General features: G+C 52.5%; 18 protein-coding genes and 1 other RNA gene. 11 read left to right on the top strand and 8 right to left on the bottom strand.

All coding sequences use genetic code 11. The annotated features are described in order from the left end of the window. The first annotated feature begins 115 nt into the window (after positions 1-115). The 3 genes from ppiD (at position 116) to BL249_RS13355 (ending at position 3,100) form a co-directional block, all read left to right on the top strand. Positions 116-1,987 (top strand): peptidylprolyl isomerase, encoded by a 1,872-nt coding sequence (gene ppiD, locus BL249_RS13365; RefSeq protein ID WP_099706837.1) that lies wholly within the window; start codon positions 116-118, stop codon positions 1,985-1,987. A 230-nt stretch (positions 1,988-2,217) separates the two neighbouring features. Continuing rightward, a complete protein-coding gene (locus BL249_RS13360; protein WP_099706838.1) occupies positions 2,218-2,571 on the top strand; it encodes a ComEA family DNA-binding protein in 354 nt (117 codons plus the stop codon). Between the two features lie 100 nt (positions 2,572-2,671). Next, positions 2,672-3,100, top strand: coding sequence for an acyl-CoA thioesterase (locus tag BL249_RS13355; RefSeq protein WP_099706839.1), 429 nt, complete (start codon positions 2,672-2,674; stop codon positions 3,098-3,100). Between the two features lie 18 nt (positions 3,101-3,118). Here the strand turns inward: BL249_RS13355 and queC are convergent, their stop codons facing one another. Both queC and BL249_RS13345 read right to left on the bottom strand, forming a co-directional pair. Then, a complete protein-coding gene (gene queC, locus BL249_RS13350; RefSeq protein WP_099706840.1) occupies positions 3,119-3,814 on the bottom strand; it encodes a 7-cyano-7-deazaguanine synthase QueC in 696 nt (231 codons plus the stop codon). A gap of 64 nt (positions 3,815-3,878) precedes the next feature. Further along, entirely contained in the window at positions 3,879-5,567 is a 1,689-nt protein-coding gene (locus tag BL249_RS13345) for an SgrR family transcriptional regulator (RefSeq protein ID WP_099706841.1), read from the bottom strand. Between the two features lie 91 nt (positions 5,568-5,658). Between BL249_RS13345 and cof the strand changes: the two genes are divergently transcribed. Next, positions 5,659-6,480 carry an HMP-PP phosphatase gene (gene cof, locus BL249_RS13340; RefSeq protein ID WP_099706842.1) on the top strand — a complete coding sequence of 274 codons (822 nt, stop codon included), beginning with the start codon at positions 5,659-5,661 and terminating at the stop codon, positions 6,478-6,480. 38 nt (positions 6,481-6,518) lie between these two features. On the opposite strand, the gene BL249_RS13335 is transcribed toward cof, so the two are convergent. Beyond that, positions 6,519-7,469 (bottom strand): DMT family transporter, encoded by a 951-nt coding sequence (locus BL249_RS13335; RefSeq protein ID WP_099706843.1) that lies wholly within the window; start codon positions 7,467-7,469, stop codon positions 6,519-6,521. Between the two features lie 83 nt (positions 7,470-7,552). Here BL249_RS13335 and BL249_RS13330 point away from each other — a divergent pair, with 83 nt between their 5' ends. From BL249_RS13330 to amtB, 5 genes are all read left to right on the top strand, one after another. After that, complete coding sequence (locus BL249_RS13330; RefSeq protein ID WP_099706844.1) at positions 7,553-8,056, top strand: Lrp/AsnC family transcriptional regulator; 504 nt, start codon at positions 7,553-7,555, stop codon at positions 8,054-8,056. Between the two features lie 27 nt (positions 8,057-8,083). Continuing rightward, on the top strand, positions 8,084-9,847 hold the full coding sequence (locus BL249_RS13325) for a SmdA family multidrug ABC transporter permease/ATP-binding protein (RefSeq protein ID WP_099706845.1): 1,764 nt from the start codon (positions 8,084-8,086) through the stop codon (positions 9,845-9,847). Beyond that, positions 9,840-11,609, top strand: coding sequence for a SmdB family multidrug efflux ABC transporter permease/ATP-binding protein (locus tag BL249_RS13320; protein ID WP_099706846.1), 1,770 nt, complete (start codon positions 9,840-9,842; stop codon positions 11,607-11,609). The genes BL249_RS13325 and BL249_RS13320 overlap by 8 nt, the downstream gene beginning before the upstream one ends. A 259-nt stretch (positions 11,610-11,868) precedes the next feature. Then, positions 11,869-12,207 carry a P-II family nitrogen regulator gene (gene glnK / locus BL249_RS13315; protein WP_099706847.1) on the top strand — a complete coding sequence of 113 codons (339 nt, stop codon included), beginning with the start codon at positions 11,869-11,871 and terminating at the stop codon, positions 12,205-12,207. 35 nt (positions 12,208-12,242) lie between these two features. Beyond that, on the top strand, positions 12,243-13,532 hold the full coding sequence (amtB, locus tag BL249_RS13310; protein WP_099706848.1) for an ammonium transporter AmtB: 1,290 nt from the start codon (positions 12,243-12,245) through the stop codon (positions 13,530-13,532). Between the two features lie 50 nt (positions 13,533-13,582). Here amtB and tesB read toward each other — a convergent pair whose 3' ends face one another. Further along, a complete protein-coding gene (gene tesB / locus BL249_RS13305; protein WP_099706849.1) occupies positions 13,583-14,458 on the bottom strand; it encodes an acyl-CoA thioesterase II in 876 nt (291 codons plus the stop codon). A gap of 217 nt (positions 14,459-14,675) precedes the next feature. On the opposite strand from tesB, the gene BL249_RS13300 reads away from it, so the two are divergent. Next, positions 14,676-15,233 carry a YbaY family lipoprotein gene (locus BL249_RS13300; protein WP_099706850.1) on the top strand — a complete coding sequence of 186 codons (558 nt, stop codon included), beginning with the start codon at positions 14,676-14,678 and terminating at the stop codon, positions 15,231-15,233. Positions 15,234-15,267: 34 nt separating this feature from the next. Here the strand turns inward: BL249_RS13300 and BL249_RS13295 are convergent, their stop codons facing one another. Then, positions 15,268-15,579, bottom strand: coding sequence for an MGMT family protein (locus tag BL249_RS13295; protein WP_099706851.1), 312 nt, complete (start codon positions 15,577-15,579; stop codon positions 15,268-15,270). Between the two features lie 163 nt (positions 15,580-15,742). On the opposite strand from BL249_RS13295, the gene ffs reads away from it, so the two are divergent. After that, an RNA gene (gene ffs / locus BL249_RS13290) (signal recognition particle sRNA small type) lies at positions 15,743-15,839 on the top strand. Between the two features lie 55 nt (positions 15,840-15,894). On the opposite strand, the gene BL249_RS13285 is transcribed toward ffs, so the two are convergent. The 3 genes from BL249_RS13285 to BL249_RS13275 form a co-directional block, all read right to left on the bottom strand. Continuing rightward, entirely contained in the window at positions 15,895-16,113 is a 219-nt protein-coding gene (locus BL249_RS13285; protein WP_099706852.1) for an HHA domain-containing protein, read from the bottom strand. A gap of 26 nt (positions 16,114-16,139) precedes the next feature. Continuing rightward, on the bottom strand, positions 16,140-16,523 hold the full coding sequence (gene tomB / locus BL249_RS13280; protein ID WP_099706853.1) for an Hha toxicity modulator TomB: 384 nt from the start codon (positions 16,521-16,523) through the stop codon (positions 16,140-16,142). 396 nt (positions 16,524-16,919) lie between these two features. Beyond that, positions 16,920-17,083 (bottom strand): IS1 family transposase (locus tag BL249_RS13275; protein WP_241898819.1); only part of this gene is annotated, 164 nt, incomplete at its 5' end.

The raw sequence follows: 17,083 nt of genomic DNA, 5'->3' as shown, positions 1-17,083 counted from the left end.
ATCCCGTTTTCCGGTTGTCATACTACGCGAGAACGCGCGGCGAAAGACGACTCAATGGACCGGTCGCCCGAGCGCTGAGATTTACATTCATACTACAGCGGAGTGTTGTCACACCATGATGGACAATTTACGCACGGCGTCGAGCCATGTCGTGCTCAAAATCATACTGGGGCTGATTATTATATCCTTTGTGCTGACCGGGGTAGGCAACTATCTGGTTGGCGCTAATGCCGACTACGCAGCCAAAGTCAACGGAGACGAAATTGGCCGGGCGCAGCTGGAACGTGCTTATGCCAGTGAGCGGGCGCGTCAGCAGCAGATGCTGGGCGAGCAGTTTTCTACGCTGGCCAGTAATGAAGGCTATATGCGTCAGATGCGCCAGCAGGCACTCTCACAGCTCATTGATGAAAAGCTGCTCGATCAATATGCCAGTAAGATTGGCCTCGCCATTGGCGATGAACAGGTCAAACAGGCTATTTTCAGCCAGCCTGCTTTTCAGAGCAACGGGAAGTTTGATAACGCGAAATATAACGGCATTCTGGCTAATATGGGTTATACCCCCGATCAGTATGCTGAAGCTCTGCGTAAACAACTTACTATACAACAGCTTATTCAGCCGATTGCCGGGGCTGATTTCATGCTAAAAGGTGAGGAAGAGGCGCTGACCGCACTGGTCTCCCAGCAACGTCTTGTTCGTGAAGCCACGCTCAACGTGGCGGCGCTGATTGCAAAACAAAACGTCAGCGATGAGCAGATAAAAAATAACTACGCGCAGAATAAAGCCAGCTTTATGGCGCCGGAACAGTTCCGGGTAAGTTACATTGAACTGGACGCGGCCGCGATGAAGACGTCCGCCAGCGAGAGCGAAATCCAAAGCTGGTATGATCAGCACAAACAGGAATATACCCAGCCGGAGCGTAGCCGCTTTAGTATTATTCAGACTAAAACGGAAGCGGATGCCGGGGCGGTGCTGACGGCGCTGAAGCAGGGTGCAGACTTCGCGAGCCTGGCTAAACAGAAATCAATCGACCCGATTACCGCGCGTAAAGGCGGTGATATGGGGTGGCTGGAGCCGGAGACGATGCCTGATGAGCTGAAAAATGCCGGGCTGAAAGAGAAAGGTCAGCTGTCCGGCGTGATTAAATCTTCTGTGGGTTACCTGATTGCCCGCCTGGATGATATCACACCTCAGCAGGTGAAGCCGCTGGCCGAGGTTCATAGCCAGGTAGCGGATAAAGTGAAGCAGGAAAAAGCGATAGATGCTTATTATAAGCTTCAGCAAAAGGTCAGTGATGCTGCCAGCAACAACAATACATCGCTGGCAGGCGCTGAGCAGGCTGCCGGCGTGAAGGCGATTGAAACCGACTGGTTCAGTCATGACAATGTGCCGCCAGCGCTCGACTTTCAGCCGGTGACTCAGGCGATCTTTAACGGTGGCCTGCTGGGGCAGAATGGCGCCCCCGGCAGCAATTCCGACATTATCACCGTTGATGGCGACCGGGCATTTGTCGTGCGTATTGCCGACCATAAAGCGCAAGCGGTGAAGCCACTTTTTGAAGTACATGACCAGATTGCACAAGATATCCGGCGCGACAAGGCGACTCAGGAAGCCAGAATGCAGGCGGAAAAACTGCTGGCAGCGCTGAAAGCGGGCAAAGGCGATGACGCGATGAAAGCTGCAAAGCTGACTTTTGGCACGCCGCAGACATTGAGCCGGACTGACCGCTCACCGTTGACTCAATCGGTGTTTGAAATGCCGTTACCTTCAAAAGGTGGCGTCACCTACGCAGTCAGTGAAGACGGCAAAGGCAACCTTGTGTTGCTGGCGCTCGACAGCGTGAAGAGCGGTAGCCTGCCCGATGGGCAAAAAAATGCGCTGGTGCAAGGGGTGATTCAGAACAATGCTCAGATTGCTTTTGAAGCCCTACTGAGCAATCTGCGCCAGCAAGCCAAAATAAAATATGGTTCAGGGGTGGACGTGCAGTAATCACGTTAGCCAGTACGATAAAAGGCCGGTGCAGATTGCCCGGCCTTTTTTATTGCCCGCAATTGCTGAGTGGCTGAGTGGATTTGCGTCAGCGGACGCAAAACCCCTGCAGGCAGAGTGCAAGCCGGGAGTTTATTGTCGAGCAGCCCTGCGGCTTCTGTTCATCAGCGTTGTCGGGTTTGCTGCCGGTGATTAGCCTGTCTCCACTGCGATAAACAAGGAGAAAGGTAATGGAGAAATCATGGCGTTACGCGATTGTTCTCAGCGGGTTGCTGCTGGCTGGCATGGGGCAAGGGCAGGCCATCGCCGCACCGAAAGACGTTGCTGATGCTGCACCTGCGTCAGTACAGCCAGAAAAAACACCCGGTCAGCCGGGTACGGTCAGCGAAGAAAAGGTCAGTATTAACCATGCCAGTGCGGCTGAACTGGCAAGCGTGCTGAACGGTGTCGGCCTCAGGAAAGCGGAAGCCATCATCCGCTATCGTGAGCAATATGGCCCATTCACGGCTGTTGAACAGCTCAGCGAAGTCCCGGGTATTGGTAAGGCGCTGCTGAAACGAAATTTGCCAAATCTGAAGCTGTGATCAGGCTCTCATTGTGCTGGTAAGGTTATGGCATTGTCGTTGTCAGCTGCCAGGCTTAGAGGTCATACCAGTTGGCGTGACCTTTAGCGGAGCCACAATTATGCAAACAACGATCAAAGTCAGGGGTTACCACCTTGATGTTTACCAGCACGTCAACAATGCCCGCTACCTGGAGTTCCTTGAAGAAGCGCGCTGGGCATGGCTTGAGCAGGAAGATGCCTTCCACTGGTTACAGAAAAATCAGTATGGTTTCGTTGTGGTGAATATCAATATTAATTACCGTCGTCCGGCGGTATTAGGCGACCTTCTTCAGGTGGAAAGTGAGCTGGTGGCGCTGAGCAGCCGCAGTGGTGTTATCAGCCAGCGGGTCTGTCTGTCACCTGGTGGGGAAGATATTGCGGATGCCCGGCTGACTTTTGTCTGTATCGATCTGAATACTCATAAAGCGCTGCCGATGGAAGGCGAGTTACAGCAGCGGCTAAGTAGTCTGATAAAAGCGGCGCCCCGGGCGGCGACGTCAGCGGATTGATGCTGACGCATGCCCGTTTCAGGCCAGGCCGGTTTTCTTTTTCATCGCCTGCATAATCGTGGCGGGTTGCTGCTGATAATCACGCAGGCCCCTGGCGCGCAACTGACAGGCTGCACATTCGCCGCAGCCATCGCCCTGGATGCCGTTGTAACAGGTCAGCGTCTGCTGACGGATTAAATCGAGCTGCTGCCAGTAGTCGGCCAGCGCCCAGGTTTCTGCCTTATTCAGCCACATCAGTGGGGTTTCAAAGCGCAGTGGACGCGCGATTCCCAGCACTACCGCCTGATTCAGGGCTTTGACAAACTCATCCCGACAGTCGGGATAGCCCGAAAAATCGGTTTCGCAGACGCCGGTAATAACCGCTTCTGCATTTACCTGATAGGCATAAACTGACGCCAGCGTCAGAAACAGAATGTTACGGCCGGGAACGAATGTGCTGGGTAAGTCGCTGGCGTCCGGATCGTAATCCGGTACCGGGATGTTATCGCGCGTCAGGCTGCTGATAGCCAGTTCATTAAGCAATGAGACGTCCATGACCTTGTGGGCACTCACCGCCAACTGCTGACTGAGTTGTCTGGCAATATCGATTTCTGCCCGATGGCGCTGACCGTAATCAAAAGTGATACAGTGAACGTCATCATACTGCTGTTGCGCCTGAATCAGGCAGGTCGTGGAATCCTGGCCACCGCTAAATACAACCACTGCACGTTTCATATTCACTGCTCCTTTTAAACCCGGGCGCTATGGTAGCGCCGCTGGTGCAGAAAGCCTAGTCGGATTATGCCGGTGGCGGGATCCAGGCACGGGTAAAATCGAACCATCCCCAGGCGTTAAGATGAATACCCTGTACGCCGGGCGGTGCGCTGACCTGATAACGGTAGTTAAATAACGGGGTGATGATGGCAGCGGCCATTAACTGTTGTAATTTCTTGCGCAGCTTATCGCAGCGCGCCGCTTCATTTTCAGATTGTTGTATGCGTTGTAGCCCGGTTAATAGCTGTTGCCAGCCGCTATCCTCCAGCACTATCGGCCAGAGTGGATCAAGACGCAGCCAGCTTTCAAGGGTAAACTCGGGTGCCTCGCCAATCAGCCGATCGCCCATGATGATATCGGCCTCAGCCAGGGCAGGGTAGTCGCGCCAGCTTTTAGCCGGATGAAAATGCACGTCAAGCTGACAGCCATGGCGGGCCAGCACCTGGCGCAGGGCTTCGGCTACTGCATGCAACTCCATCGGCAGGTGATAGCAAAGTTTCAGGGTCGCCGGCAGCGGGGCTTCTGCGCCCGCCAGTGGCGGAACTGGCCAGCCTGGTAGCATTGCCCGTGTCGGGGTAATCAATCCCTCTTCCAGCGGAAGATGTTCAATCAACCGCGCTTCCTTGAGCAACCGCAGTAAGGTCCGGGCCTGGGCAGCAGTAAAACCGTTATGATGTCGTAACGCCATATAACAAAAACCAAGGCTGACGCTGTGTTCAACCGGACGCAGTGCATTAAGTTCATTTTCGCTGCCAATAGCAATTTGCACCGGGTGGCGGCAGCTGGTTCCCTGTGTCCGGTCAAACAGTGCCGGCGTAATCCAGTATTCAATGGTTTCTACCAAAGGATGGCGGAGATGATACTGACTATGGCTTTCAATTCTGACCAGTGCACTGGAAAAGCAGGTGAGGCGGTATGGTCCGGCGCCGGTTTGCGGCAAAGAGGGATGGGCCATAAGACAGGGGACGGAGGCCAGGCGGTGAGCCAGCCAGTTATCCGGTGAGTGTAAATCAAAGCGCAGGCACAGGGCATGAGGCAGTGAAATAGCGCTGACGCTGCTCAGCAAACGCTGGCCACAATCCGAGTGTAAAATGGTGTGCAGCCGGACCAGTAATTGTCTGCCTTCAATCTGGTCACCGTTATGCCAGTGAAGCTGTGGGCGCAGATAAAAATGCCAGCTCAGTCCGTCGGCACTTTGCTGCCAGTGGTGGGCCATATCCGCCACGACACGGTTATTCACAAAGCGGGTTAATCCCGCATGTAGCTGGCTGACAAGCTGCTGCTCTGCACGTCCGCTCAATGTTAACGGTTCCAGGCTGTCAAAAGGGCGATAATAGGGAATACGCAGCGTTGGCCGGTTATTGAGCCATTGACCGCCCATCAGCGGCGACAATAATTTTTCCAGTTTGCCGGGATCGACCTGGGCGAGAGCCAGCGCATTCTGAGCCTGGCCACGATCCAGTTCTTCACGCAAGAATGCGGCCCGCAGGGCTTCAGGATGTCGGTAAAAGCGCAGCGTACCGCGTTTACCTCTGCCTGCGACGGCCTGCCATTCTGCCCAGCCGAGCTGTTGCCAGCGTGAGAGCAGGGTACGCATATGACGTTCGCTGCAAAGACATCTGGCCGCCATCGCCGCCACGCTGGTTGACTGAGGCGAGCCTTCACTGCTTTGCCAGAGACGTAAATACTGATTAAGACGCTGTAGCTGTCGCATAAATACGGAACATAATTTTTAATGATATCACTGTTTGTTCCGTAAATATCGTTCAATACTGGCAGGGTGTAAATCAGATGCCGGAAAAATTATGGCCCGTCTTGCTGCTTTTGATATGGATGGTACGTTGTTATTACCTACTCATACCCTGGGAGAGGCCACGCTGGCGACGTTGCGGGCTTTGCTGAACAAGCAAATTACCATCACGTTCGCTACGGGACGCCACTATCTTGATATGCAACCGCAGATTGCACCGCTGGCGTTGGATGCCTGGTTAATTACCGGTAATGGTACCCGTATCCATGATAGCCAGGGACGGGTGCATTATGCTGCTGATCTAGCCCCGGATGTAGTGGAAGAGGTGATTCATTCCTGCTGGATGACAGAAGCTACGCTGCATGCTTTTAATGACGCAGGGTGGTATACCGCGGAGGATCGACCGGCCCTGCTGGATGCGCACCGCGCCAGCGGGTTCTGCTATCAGCTGCGGGATCTGAGAACACTACCGGCCCATCAGGTGACCAAACTGTGTTTTATTGGCGAACACACGCAGTTATGCCAGCTTCAGTCGCGTCTGCGGGCGGCCCTTGGCGAACGGGCGCATCTCTGTTTTTCAGCATGGGAATGCCTGGAGGTATTACCGCTCGCCTGTAATAAAGGGGAAGCGCTGAGCTGGCTGGTTTCTTCGCTTGGTCTGACGCTGAATGATTGTATGGCGTTTGGTGACGCCATGAATGATCAGGAGATGCTTGCCAGGGTTGGTAAAGGCTACGTGATGGGTAATGCCATGCATCAACTGAAAGCCGCGCTACCTCATCTTCCTGTTATTGGTACCAGCGCGACACAGAGTGTGTCGCATTTTCTTAATCACTGGCTGAACACACCGCACCTCACCTATTCCCCTGAATATTGAGGCCTGTTGCCGTGAACCGGGCGGGAAGCCCGGTTTTTTTATTTGGGTAGCACGCTATTTTGCTGCCTGAGGCTGTTTAGGGCCTTTACTATCTGGCCGAGGCGCGCCGGGCCGCGATACAGGGTCAGCAGAATGCCGGATAAAAAAGGAACCATCAGTAGCAATGAGTCCTGGCTGATACTGGCTCCCCTTAACTGATTTTCAATACTGATTGCCACCAACGGAAACACCAGAAAGACCATTGATGCCTGAAATGGTCGGGCAAATTGCTGAAGAGCAAAATAACTCAGAATCCCTCCCACCCCTGCAATAACACCGAGATAGCAAATTGCCAGAATTGCCTGCGGCGCAAACTGGCTAAAGTCTGGCGATTCACTCAGGCCGGTAAGCGTTAATAGCACGCCGGCACCAAGACAGGGTAGCGCGTTATAACTGAGTACTGAAATGCCGGCACAGCGTTTTTTACATTGTACATACATGGTGGCATGCATCAGCACAGCAACCACCAGCGCCACTACGCCCTGTAACAGAGTCTCACCGCTGGAACGCGTTTCGTGCCAGAGAATAACGCAAAGCGTGCCGGTACTGATCACCAGGCCGGTAAGCTGCTGCAGGCTGGTTTTTTCCCCAAGAAAAATCATGGATGCTGCCAGAACGGCCGCCGGCATGGTGGCAAAGATAATGGCCGCAAGACTGGCAGTGGTAAAACGCTCACCATAAATCATCAGGGTGAAGGGGATGGCAAAATAACACAGCATCACGGCCAGCTGAAACAGGCGCTGTCCGGGGGGAAATAGAAGCGGTGCTTTTTGATAGCGAGCCAGGGCTATCAGCAGCGGTGATGCACAGAGAAAACGTAAACCGGTAGCAAAGATAGGGGGAACCGTAGCCACGGTAATTTTCATGGCCATCCAGGTGGTGCCCCATGTCAGGGTGACTGCTACAAACAGCACGCAGACCAGCAAATTGCGTCTAAATTTTTCACTCATACTGTTCCTTCCCTGCGGTCGATATCTACCGAAACAGATTAGCGAATAACCCGGAGAAAAAGTTGCTATAATCATGCTGCTATATGCCGCGTGAGGAGAAAATTTTGCTAACAAATGGGCTTGATGACAAAGACCTGATGCTGCTTAATCTGTTGCAGCAGGACTGTATGCTGTCACTTCAGACGCTGGCCGATAAGGTGCACCTGACTACCACACCCTGCTGGAAGCGGCTTAAACGCCTGGAGGATGAGGGCTATATCTGCGCTAAGGTTGCGCTGTTAAATAATGAAAAACTCGGGTTATCGCTCACGGCGTTTATGATGATTAAGACACAGCACCATAGCCGGGAGTGGTATAAACATTTTGTTGACGCGGTGCAGATAATGCCTGAAGTCATGGCATTTTATCGCATGGCAGGAGAGTATGATTATCTGCTCCGTGTGCAAATTGCCGATATGAAAACCTATGATGCGTTCTATAAAAAGCTGCTTAATAGCGTTTCCGGGCTAATTGACGTGACTTCCAGTTTTGCCATGGAGGAAATAAAATACACCACTGCGCTGCCATTGCTGGCGCGTCAGGGGTAAGTTGCCCCCGCTGATCGAGGTTCTTTTGTGAGACTGTTTAGTCAGCTACGTGGTTTTTTCCGGCGCGAGTGGCGTCGTTATCTTGGTGCGGTATCCCTGCTGGTCGTTATCGCATTACTCCAGTTACTGCCACCAAAACTGGTTGGTGTTATTGTTGACGGTATCAGCCAGCATCATATGAGCAGCAGCACCCTGCTGATGTGGGTTGCCGTTATGCTTCTTGCTGCACTGATAACCTACCTGCTGCGCTATGTCTGGCGTGTTTTACTGTTTGGTGCCTCCTATCAGCTGGCGGTGGAATTAAGATCCGATTTTTATCGTCAGCTAAGTCGCCAGCATCCGGCGTTTTATTTGCGTCATCGCACCGGCGACCTGATAGCCAGAGCCACGAATGATGTTGATCGGGTGGTATTTGCTGCCGGGGAAGGGGTGCTGACACTGGTTGATTCACTGGTGATGGGCGTGATGGTCTTGCTGGTGATGAGTAGCACCATCAGCTGGCAGCTGACGTTGCTGGCGCTGGTGCCAATGCCGGTAATGGCTGTGATTATTAATCGGTATGGTGAACAGTTACACCAGCGCTTTAAAACCGCGCAGGCTGCATTTTCGTCCCTGAACGATCAGGCTCAGGAAAGTCTCACCAGTATCCGCATGATCAAGGCATTCGGTCTTGAAGATCTTCAGTCAGCAAAGTTTTCCGCGATTGCCGCCGACACCGGAGCAAAAAATATGCAGGTAGCGCGGGTTGATGCCCGTTTTGACCCGGTTATTTATCTGGCGGTGGGTTTATCCAATTTACTGGCAGTGGCCGGCGGCAGCTGGATGGTCTGGCAGGGCGTACTCACCCTTGGGCAGCTAACCAGCTTCGTGATGTATCTTGGGCTGATGATCTGGCCAATGCTGGCACTGGCGTGGATGTTCAATATTGTCGAGCGAGGCAGTGCCGCCTGGAGCCGTATTCAGGCGTTGCTGGCGGAAACGCCGACGGTGGTGGATGGAGAACGTCTAATCCCGGAGGGAAACGGCGATCTGCATATCGCCGTGCGTCAGTTCAGTTATCCTGGTAGTCAGCAGACGGTCTTGCATCAGCTAAATGTCAGCCTCAGACCCGGCGAGATGCTGGGAATCTGTGGTCCGACCGGTAGCGGGAAAAGCACGCTGTTAAATTTGATACAGCGCCATTTCGATATTGAGCAAGGTGACATTCGCTTTCATGGTGAATCGCTACGACATTATCGGCTGGACAGCTGGCGTAGCCGGCTGGCGGTGGTCAACCAGACGCCCTTTTTGTTTTCTGATTCGGTTGCCAGCAATATTGCCCTTGGGTATCCGGGGGCCAGCCGGCAGGATATCGAGCAGGCAGCCCGGCTGGCCTGCGTGCATGATGATATTTTGCGCCTGCCGCAAGGTTATGAAACTGAAGTAGGTGAACGGGGCGTGATGCTGTCGGGTGGCCAGAAACAGCGGATTTCAATTGCACGTGCACTGCTGCTTAATGCCGGGATTCTGATCCTTGACGATGCATTATCCGCTGTGGACGGTCGTACTGAGCACCAGATTCTGCATAATCTACGGCGCTGGGGTGTGGGTAAGACGTTGATTATCAGTGCGCATCGCTTGTCTGCGCTGGCGGAGTCGAATGAAATTCTGGTACTGCAAAATGGCAGGATCAGCCAGCGGGGAACCCACCCTCAGTTGAGCCAACAGTCCGGCTGGTATCGGGAAATGTACCGTTATCAGCAGCTGGAAGCGGCCCTGGACGAAGACGATGGGAGAACACATCATGGCTGATACGGTTCGTTTGTGGCCAACCTTACGTCGTCTGCTGGGGTACAGTACGCCCTGGCGCCTTTCGTTGGTTAAAGCCGTGATTATGCTGTGGGTCGCTGCCGGGGCAGAAGTGCTCGGGCCCGTGTTAATCAGCTATTTTATCGATAGCATGGTGGCATTGCATCGGATGCCTGTCGCACCGGTTGCCGGCTTGTTTGTCGCTTATCTGCTTTTGCAAATGCTGGCGGCGCGGCTGCATTATGCCCAGTCTTTGCTGTTTAATCAGATAGCGGTTGGCGTGGTGCAACGTCTGCGTAGCGATGTGATGGATGCGGCACTCCGCCAGCCGTTAAGCACTTTCGATCAGCAGCCGGTTGGTCAGGTAATATCCCGAGTGACCAACGATACTGAGGTGGTAAGGGATCTTTATGTCACCGTTGTTGCTACGTTATTGCGCAGTGCGGCGCTGATTGGCGCAATGCTGATTGCTATGTTCAGCCTTGACTGGCGTATGGCGCTGATTGCGTTAACCATTTTTCCTCTGGTGATGACGGTAATGCTGATTTATCAGCGATACAGTACCCCGATTGCGCGACGGGTAAGAAGCTATCTTGCCGATATTAATAATGGTTTTAATGAAGTGATCAATGGCATGAGCGTTATCCAGCAGTTTCGTCAGCAGGCGCGATTTGGCGAACGTATGGCACAGGCAAGCCGTTTTCACTATCTCGCCCGCATGCAAACGTTGCGCCTTGATGGTTTCCTGCTGCGGCCATTGCTGAGTCTGTTTTCTGCCTTAATTTTATGTGGACTGATGCTGCTGTTTGGTTTTTCTAAAGCCGGCTCGGTGGAAGTGGGGGTGTTGTATGCCTTTATCAGCTATCTGGGCCGGCTTAATGAGCCGCTGATTGAGCTAACGACACAGCAATCGATACTTCAGCAGGCGGTTGTCGCCGGGGAGCGGATTTTCGAGCTGATTGATGCTCCGCGCCAGCGCTATGGTTCCGACGTGCAGCCGATGCAAAATGGTGAGATCCGAATTGAGAATGTGAGCTTTGCTTATCACAGCGGGCATCCGGTTTTGCAGCACATTACTCTCAGGGTGCCGTCGCGCAGTTTTATTGCGGTGGTAGGGCATACCGGCAGTGGTAAAAGCACGTTGGCCAGTCTGCTGATGGGCTATTACCGACAACAGCAAGGTGAGATTTTACTGGCCGGTCGCCCGTTGTCAGATTATTGCCACCGGGCGTTACGTCAGGGAATTGCGATGGTGCAGCAAGATCCGGTAGTGCTGGCCGATTCGTTTTACGCTAACGTTGCTCTGGGGCGTGATTTGAGTGAAGAACAGGTCTGGCAGGTGTTGGAGCAGGTACAGCTGGCCGGACTGGCCAGGGCAATGAGCCAGGGGTTATACACGCCGCTTGGCGAACAGGGTAATACGCTCTCTGTTGGGCAAAAGCAGCTGCTGGCGCTGGCTCGCGTGCTGGTTGAGCCGCCACAGATCCTGATCCTCGATGAGGCAACCGCGAATATTGATTCCGGCACTGAGCAAGCTATTCAGCAGGTACTATACAGGATACGTGAACATACTACGCTGGTGGTGATTGCCCACCGTCTTTCAACGATCGTCGACGCCGACACCATTATGGTTCTGCACCATGGTCAGGCGGTTGAGCAGGGCCAGCATCAGGCGCTGCTGGCGCGCCGGGGACGTTACTGGCAAATGTATCAGTTGCAGCAGGCGGGTAATGCGCTGTCAGTAAACGATATGGTTAAGACTTAACTACCTTTTGCACTACAAATAAGCGCCCGGAGCCATATTCTGTCGCTTGTGCACTGAAAAATCGCATTGCGCACTATTATGGTGCGCGTCTTTCGCTTTCTGCGCTTTTTTTTCTTTTTTTCCAGGGTCATCTCAGGGCAGAAATCCGGTTTGCTATCAGCGCATGCCGGAAAATGTCACTTTTAGCATTTATGGCACAGCCTTTGCTTAGAAAACAGCAGATCGGGCGTTTAGCCAAATTCAATACCTGGGGGATCAAATGAAGCTGGTTACCGTAGTCATTAAGCCATTCAAACTGGAGGACGTTCGCGAAGCGCTCTCTTCAATAGGTATTCAGGGGCTGACAGTAACTGAAGTTAAAGGCTTCGGTCGTCAGAAAGGGCATGCTGAGTTGTATCGTGGTGCGGAGTACAGTGTCAATTTTCTGCCCAAAGTGAAAATTGATATTGCGATTGCCGACGATCAGCTTGATGAAGTTATTGATGTAATCAGTAAAGCTGCCTACACCGGTAAGATTGGCGATGGCAAGATTTTTGTTGCTGAATTGCAGCGGATTATCCGCATTCGTACCGGTGAAACAGATGAAGCCGCACTGTAATGACCAGGCTGTGACATGGGAAGGGGATGGAGAAAATGAATAAAAAAATGATTAAATCCGCATTGGTCAGTCTTGCTTTATCGCCTTCGCTGGCGATGGCGGCGGCGCCAGCGGTAGCCGATAAGGCTGACAATGCCTTTATGATGATCTGCACGGCGCTGGTGCTGTTTATGACCATCCCCGGCGTGGCGATGTTTTACGGCGGGTTGATTCGCAGCAAAAACGTTTTATCAATGATGACGCAGGTGTCAGTTGCTTTTGCTCTGGTCTGTGTGCTCTGGGTACTTTACGGCTATTCACTGGCATTCAGTGAAGGTAATGCTTTTTTCGGTAGCTTTGGCTGGGCGATGCTGAAAGGGATCGCGCCAACAACATTGATGGGTACATTTTATCAATATATCCACGTCGCTTTTCAGGCGTCGTTTGCCTGCATTACGGTAGCGCTAGTGGTGGGGGCGTTGGCGGAGCGAATCCGTTTCTCCGCGCTGCTGATTTTTTCCGCCATCTGGTTGACGCTGGCTTACCTGCCGATTGCGCATATGGTGTGGGCGGGTGGTTTTCTTGCTGCCGATGGCGCAATGGATTTTGCTGGCGGTACCGTGGTACACATTAATGCGGCTGTGGGTGGCCTGGTCGGTGCTTATCTGCTTGGCAAGCGCACTGGATTTGGTAAAGATGCCTTCAAACCTCACAATCTGCCGATGGTCTTTACTGGTACTGCCATTCTGTACGTTGGCTGGTTTGGTTTTAACGCGGGTTCTGCCAGCGCGGCTAATGAAATTGCCGGACTGGCGTTCCTCAATACCGTTACTGCAACGGCCGGCGCGATGCTAAGCTGGACATTTGCTGAGTGGGCCGTGCGCGGTAAACCCTCTCTGCTTGGGGTGTGTTCCGGTGCCATTGCCGGTCTGGTGGCTATTACACCTGCCTGTGGTTACGTAGGCGTGGGTGGCGCTCTGATTATTGGTCTGGTAGGCGGTGTGGCCGGCGTATGGGGTGTTTCCAGCCTGAAACGCTGGTTACGGGTTGATGACCCGTGCGATGTTTTTGGCGTCCACGGCGTGTGCGGTATCGTTGGCTGTATTCTGACCGGCGTTTTTGCTTCGCCTTCTCTGGGGGGAGTTGGTTACGCCGAAGGCGTTACTATGGGCCATCAGGTATGGGTACAGCTGTTCAGCGTCGGCGTGACCATTGTCTGGACAGCCATCGTAGCGTTGATCGGTTTTAAAGTGGCAGACCTGATCGTCGGACTGCGTGTCCCTGAAGATCATGAGCGTGAAGGGCTGGATGTTAACAGCCATGGTGAAAATGCTTATAACCAGTAACGCAATGCTAAGCTGATAACGACAGGGTGAGCCGAAGGCTCACCCTATTTTTACTTGTCATTACCGGGTGGCAGGAGTCGCATTACCCCTTCCTGTACGCTGGAAGCCACAAGCCGTCCGTCCTCGGTATAAAATTCACCGCGAACAAAGCCTCTTGCGCTTGAGGCAGACGTACTCTCCACGCTGTAAAGCAGCCATTGGTTTAAATCGAAAGGCCGGTGAAACCACATGGAATGATCGATGGTGGCTACCCGCAAGCCCGGCTCAAGGAAACCTTTGCCGTGTGGTTGTAGTGCGACCACCAGAAAGTTAAAGTCCGATACGTAACCCAGCAGATACTGATGGAAATGGGGATCGGCAGGTATCTTGCCATTGGCACGCAGCCAGACATAACGGCGCGGCTCGTCAACATGTCCTTTCAATGGGTTGTGGAAGGTCACCGTTCGCACTTCAAACGGCTTTTCAGCCAGCAACTTATCACGCAGTGCAGCAGGGAGCTGATGTGCCAGCTGCCGCGCGATATCAGTTTCAGAGGGCAGACCATCGGGGCCGGCCGTGTCGGGCATGGTTTTCTGATGTTCGAAACCCTGTTCCGGTTGCTGAAAAGAGGCCGTCATGTAAAAAATGGGCTGGCCATTCTGGATTGCACTAACGCGACGCGCGCTAAAGCTTTTGCCGTCGCGCAGGTTTTCTACGTCATAAATGATCGATTTCTGGCTGTCACCAGGCCGCAGAAAATAGCTGTGAAATGAGTGAATAATCCGCTCTGCGGGGACCGTCTGTTTAGCGGCGTAAATCGCCTGGCCAACAACCTGTCCGCCAAAAACCTGACGCAGCCCCAGGTCTTCGCTCTGACCACGAAACAAACCTTCTTCAAGTTTTTCAAGATGTAGCAGAGCAAGTAAGTTACTGAGCGCCTGACTCATAGCCATTCTCTCCCGGTACAAAACGCCAGTTTGCGAGAACAGGGCGGCTAACGCAATCACTTGTTGGTGAGAAATTTCTTAACTGGTATGAATAAAGCGGCGCCAGTGAGGATCAGGAAAAAATCAGTAACTTGTGCCAGAATTAATCTAATGGGCGACAAGCCGGTGATGTGTTACCGGCGCCTTGTTTCACATTGATCATAAGGAGAAGACGTCAATGAAATTCTGGCAGGTATTAAGTGGCGCCGCGCTGGCGGTGATTATCTCTGGCTGTGCAGATAAAAGTAACGACGTTGCAACACCGACCCTGGGATCGCAGGTGAGCGGACAGCAGGCGGTGTTAAAACAACCTAACGTGAGCGGTAACGTCTGGATCCGCCAGAAAGTGGCTTTACCTCCGGACTCCGTGCTGACGGTGACGGTTTCTGATGCTTCGGCGTCTGATGCCCCTTCCAGGGTCATTGCTCAGCACGTAGTGAGAACGGAAGGAAAACAATCTCCCTTCCATTTCGTACTGCCTTTTAACCCTGGCGACATTCAGCCGAAAGCACGTATTCTGCTGAGCGCAGCGGTTACGGTGAAAGGTAAGCTGGCGTTTATCACTGAAACCGCCCAGCCGGTGATTAATCAGGGAGGTACCAGGCAGGATCTGGTGCTGGTTCCGGTGCCTTCAGTAGCTATTCCGGCTGCGGCCGGGGCAGCAACCACCGTGCCATCGACTTCGCCGACTCAGGTTACCCCCTCTTCGGCGGTACCGGCACCCACTAATTTGTAATTATCCGGTGGCGGCGTGCTGCGCCGCCTTATTATCAGATATGCCAGCGATAACGTGACAGGGAAATTCTGCCGTCCTCGCTAACGTCGACACCTTCAGCCAGTAGTGCCCTGCGCTGTCGGTGCAGATCCGGCCCGGTGAGCGAAATTTTGCCACTGCGGTTAACCACCCGATGCCACGGAAGTTTGCTGCCTTCAGGTAGCCGTTTCAGAACACCGCCTACCTGACGGGCAGCGCGCGGCGAGCCCGCCAGCATCGCAACCTCACCGTAAGTGGTGACGCAACCGCGGGGAATAGCCGCAACCACCTGATATACCCGTTGGTAAAAATGATCCTGCTGGTTCAAGGTGGCGCCTCCGGAGCCGCAATTGTCCTTACGCGAGGGAATGAAACCAGGGCCGAACCTGAAATGCGCAAGAAAACATCGCTTGTCTGGCCTGCGCTTGCAATTGGCAGGGGCATCGTTAATAATGCCTGCGCTCTGGAAACAGGGCACTCAATGGAGGCTCTGTTGGTTCTCCCGCAATGCTAACCTGTGAACCCGGTCAGGTCCGGAAGGAAGCAGCCGCAGCAGATGACGCGTGTGCCGGGATGTAGCTGGCAGAGCCTCCACCACTATGATGCCCTGTCATGTCAGTGATTTTTTCTTTTTTCATCTATTTCAGCGAACGTATTTCCAGACAGAGACCGGAACTTTGTCATAAAGTTTATTCATTGTCAGTTCCGCCAGACGATGATCGGCAGCGGAATAGAATACGGCCAGTTCTTCATCGGATAATTCGTATTTATTTTTTTCAATTACGCGTTCAAGTGTGTCAATAGAACGACAACGGCGCAGGCGCATCAGGTAATCTGTTTTGGTAAGGATTTTTTCAGTCATCTTTAAACCGTAGTGAAAATAATGGGTTACTGGTACGTGTGGCTGGCGTGGGCTGTCCACTGCCGGCACTCTTCATCAAAAATATTAAACAGACTACTGGCAGAGCTTTGCCAGGTTTGTAGCTCTTTTGCGTTTATGCCGTAATTGCTGAAAAGCATGAAAGTATCATCCAGGTACTGATCAACCCGGGCGGAGAAGTCACTATCTTCCTGATGCTTAATCTTATAATTCATCATAAACGCAGCAATATGTTCAACCAGCTCATTAAGTTGAATATTGAGTGCTGAAGTTGGATCATTTACCCAGCCATGATGACTGTCTCCCAGACTGGTGAGACTTTCGTCATAAAGGTGCTGGCACAAGAATTTTAACTGGGCAATATCATGCCTTTTTGGTGAGTATTCGTCCATCATTTTCCCCTCTGTAGCAAACAAATTAGCTACGTTAAACACAATGATACAGCGAGTGGTTAGTCTGGAAACGAGCAAAACTCAATGTTAGCTAACATATTTCTTCTGACAGAACCTGGTAGCTAATGCCATGCCAGCCATGATGGATAATTATCACCTATTTTCGACCACGACCAGATTCAGTAATACATATTATAAATAATGTTGTCATTCACGAAAAAATTATTGGTTAAATTGCAAATTGCTGTCGGCAGTGTAATGCAGCAGGGGCGGCTGGAACACTGAGCCATCTCTTATATTATTGTGTCTGTACTTCAAAGATACCAGCCAATATATATAATAATAATCAGATAAAATGCGTGTTTCTCACTGTAAACAATCGGGTGATGCCTCCAATTAGTAGAACATGTGTTTCTCGATAAACGCTCCAATGACTTTTTCGTGGATCTCAACTGAGCGCGAAAAGCAGATTGTTTTACGAGCCAACCGTTTAATGCGGGTGCGGAGCGTCAGGTTATTACGTTCAATGCGTTGGGTGAAAATTTTGCCCGTCAGATGCT

It is taken from the genome of Erwinia sp. OLFS4 (assembly GCF_002752165.1).
Taxonomy (GTDB): domain Bacteria; phylum Pseudomonadota; class Gammaproteobacteria; order Enterobacterales; family Enterobacteriaceae; genus Izhakiella.
This window is presented reverse-complemented; position numbering and strand designations above follow the sequence as displayed.

What these genes read in the sequence shown, in the direction of transcription:
- BL249_RS13335 (WP_099706843.1), bottom strand. Translation starts at nt 7,469, where the DNA reads ATGAGTGAAAAATTTAGACGCAATTTGCTGGTCTGCGTGCTGTTTGTA.
- tesB (WP_099706849.1), bottom strand. Translation starts at nt 14,458, where the DNA reads ATGAGTCAGGCGCTCAGTAACTTACTTGCTCTGCTACATCTTGAAAAA.
- tomB (WP_099706853.1), bottom strand. Translation starts at nt 16,523, where the DNA reads ATGGACGAATACTCACCAAAAAGGCATGATATTGCCCAGTTAAAATTC.
- ppiD (WP_099706837.1), top strand. Translation starts at nt 116, where the DNA reads ATGATGGACAATTTACGCACGGCGTCGAGCCATGTCGTGCTCAAAATC.
- queC (WP_099706840.1), bottom strand. Translation starts at nt 3,814, where the DNA reads ATGAAACGTGCAGTGGTTGTATTTAGCGGTGGCCAGGATTCCACGACC.
- BL249_RS13330 (WP_099706844.1), top strand. Translation starts at nt 7,553, where the DNA reads ATGCCGCGTGAGGAGAAAATTTTGCTAACAAATGGGCTTGATGACAAA.
- BL249_RS13360 (WP_099706838.1), top strand. Translation starts at nt 2,218, where the DNA reads ATGGAGAAATCATGGCGTTACGCGATTGTTCTCAGCGGGTTGCTGCTG.
- BL249_RS13355 (WP_099706839.1), top strand. Translation starts at nt 2,672, where the DNA reads ATGCAAACAACGATCAAAGTCAGGGGTTACCACCTTGATGTTTACCAG.
- BL249_RS13320 (WP_099706846.1), top strand. Translation starts at nt 9,840, where the DNA reads ATGGCTGATACGGTTCGTTTGTGGCCAACCTTACGTCGTCTGCTGGGG.
- BL249_RS13285 (WP_099706852.1), bottom strand. Translation starts at nt 16,113, where the DNA reads ATGACTGAAAAAATCCTTACCAAAACAGATTACCTGATGCGCCTGCGC.
- BL249_RS13300 (WP_099706850.1), top strand. Translation starts at nt 14,676, where the DNA reads ATGAAATTCTGGCAGGTATTAAGTGGCGCCGCGCTGGCGGTGATTATC.
- glnK (WP_099706847.1), top strand. Translation starts at nt 11,869, where the DNA reads ATGAAGCTGGTTACCGTAGTCATTAAGCCATTCAAACTGGAGGACGTT.
- amtB (WP_099706848.1), top strand. Translation starts at nt 12,243, where the DNA reads ATGAATAAAAAAATGATTAAATCCGCATTGGTCAGTCTTGCTTTATCG.
- cof (WP_099706842.1), top strand. Translation starts at nt 5,659, where the DNA reads ATGGCCCGTCTTGCTGCTTTTGATATGGATGGTACGTTGTTATTACCT.
- BL249_RS13345 (WP_099706841.1), bottom strand. Translation starts at nt 5,567, where the DNA reads ATGCGACAGCTACAGCGTCTTAATCAGTATTTACGTCTCTGGCAAAGC.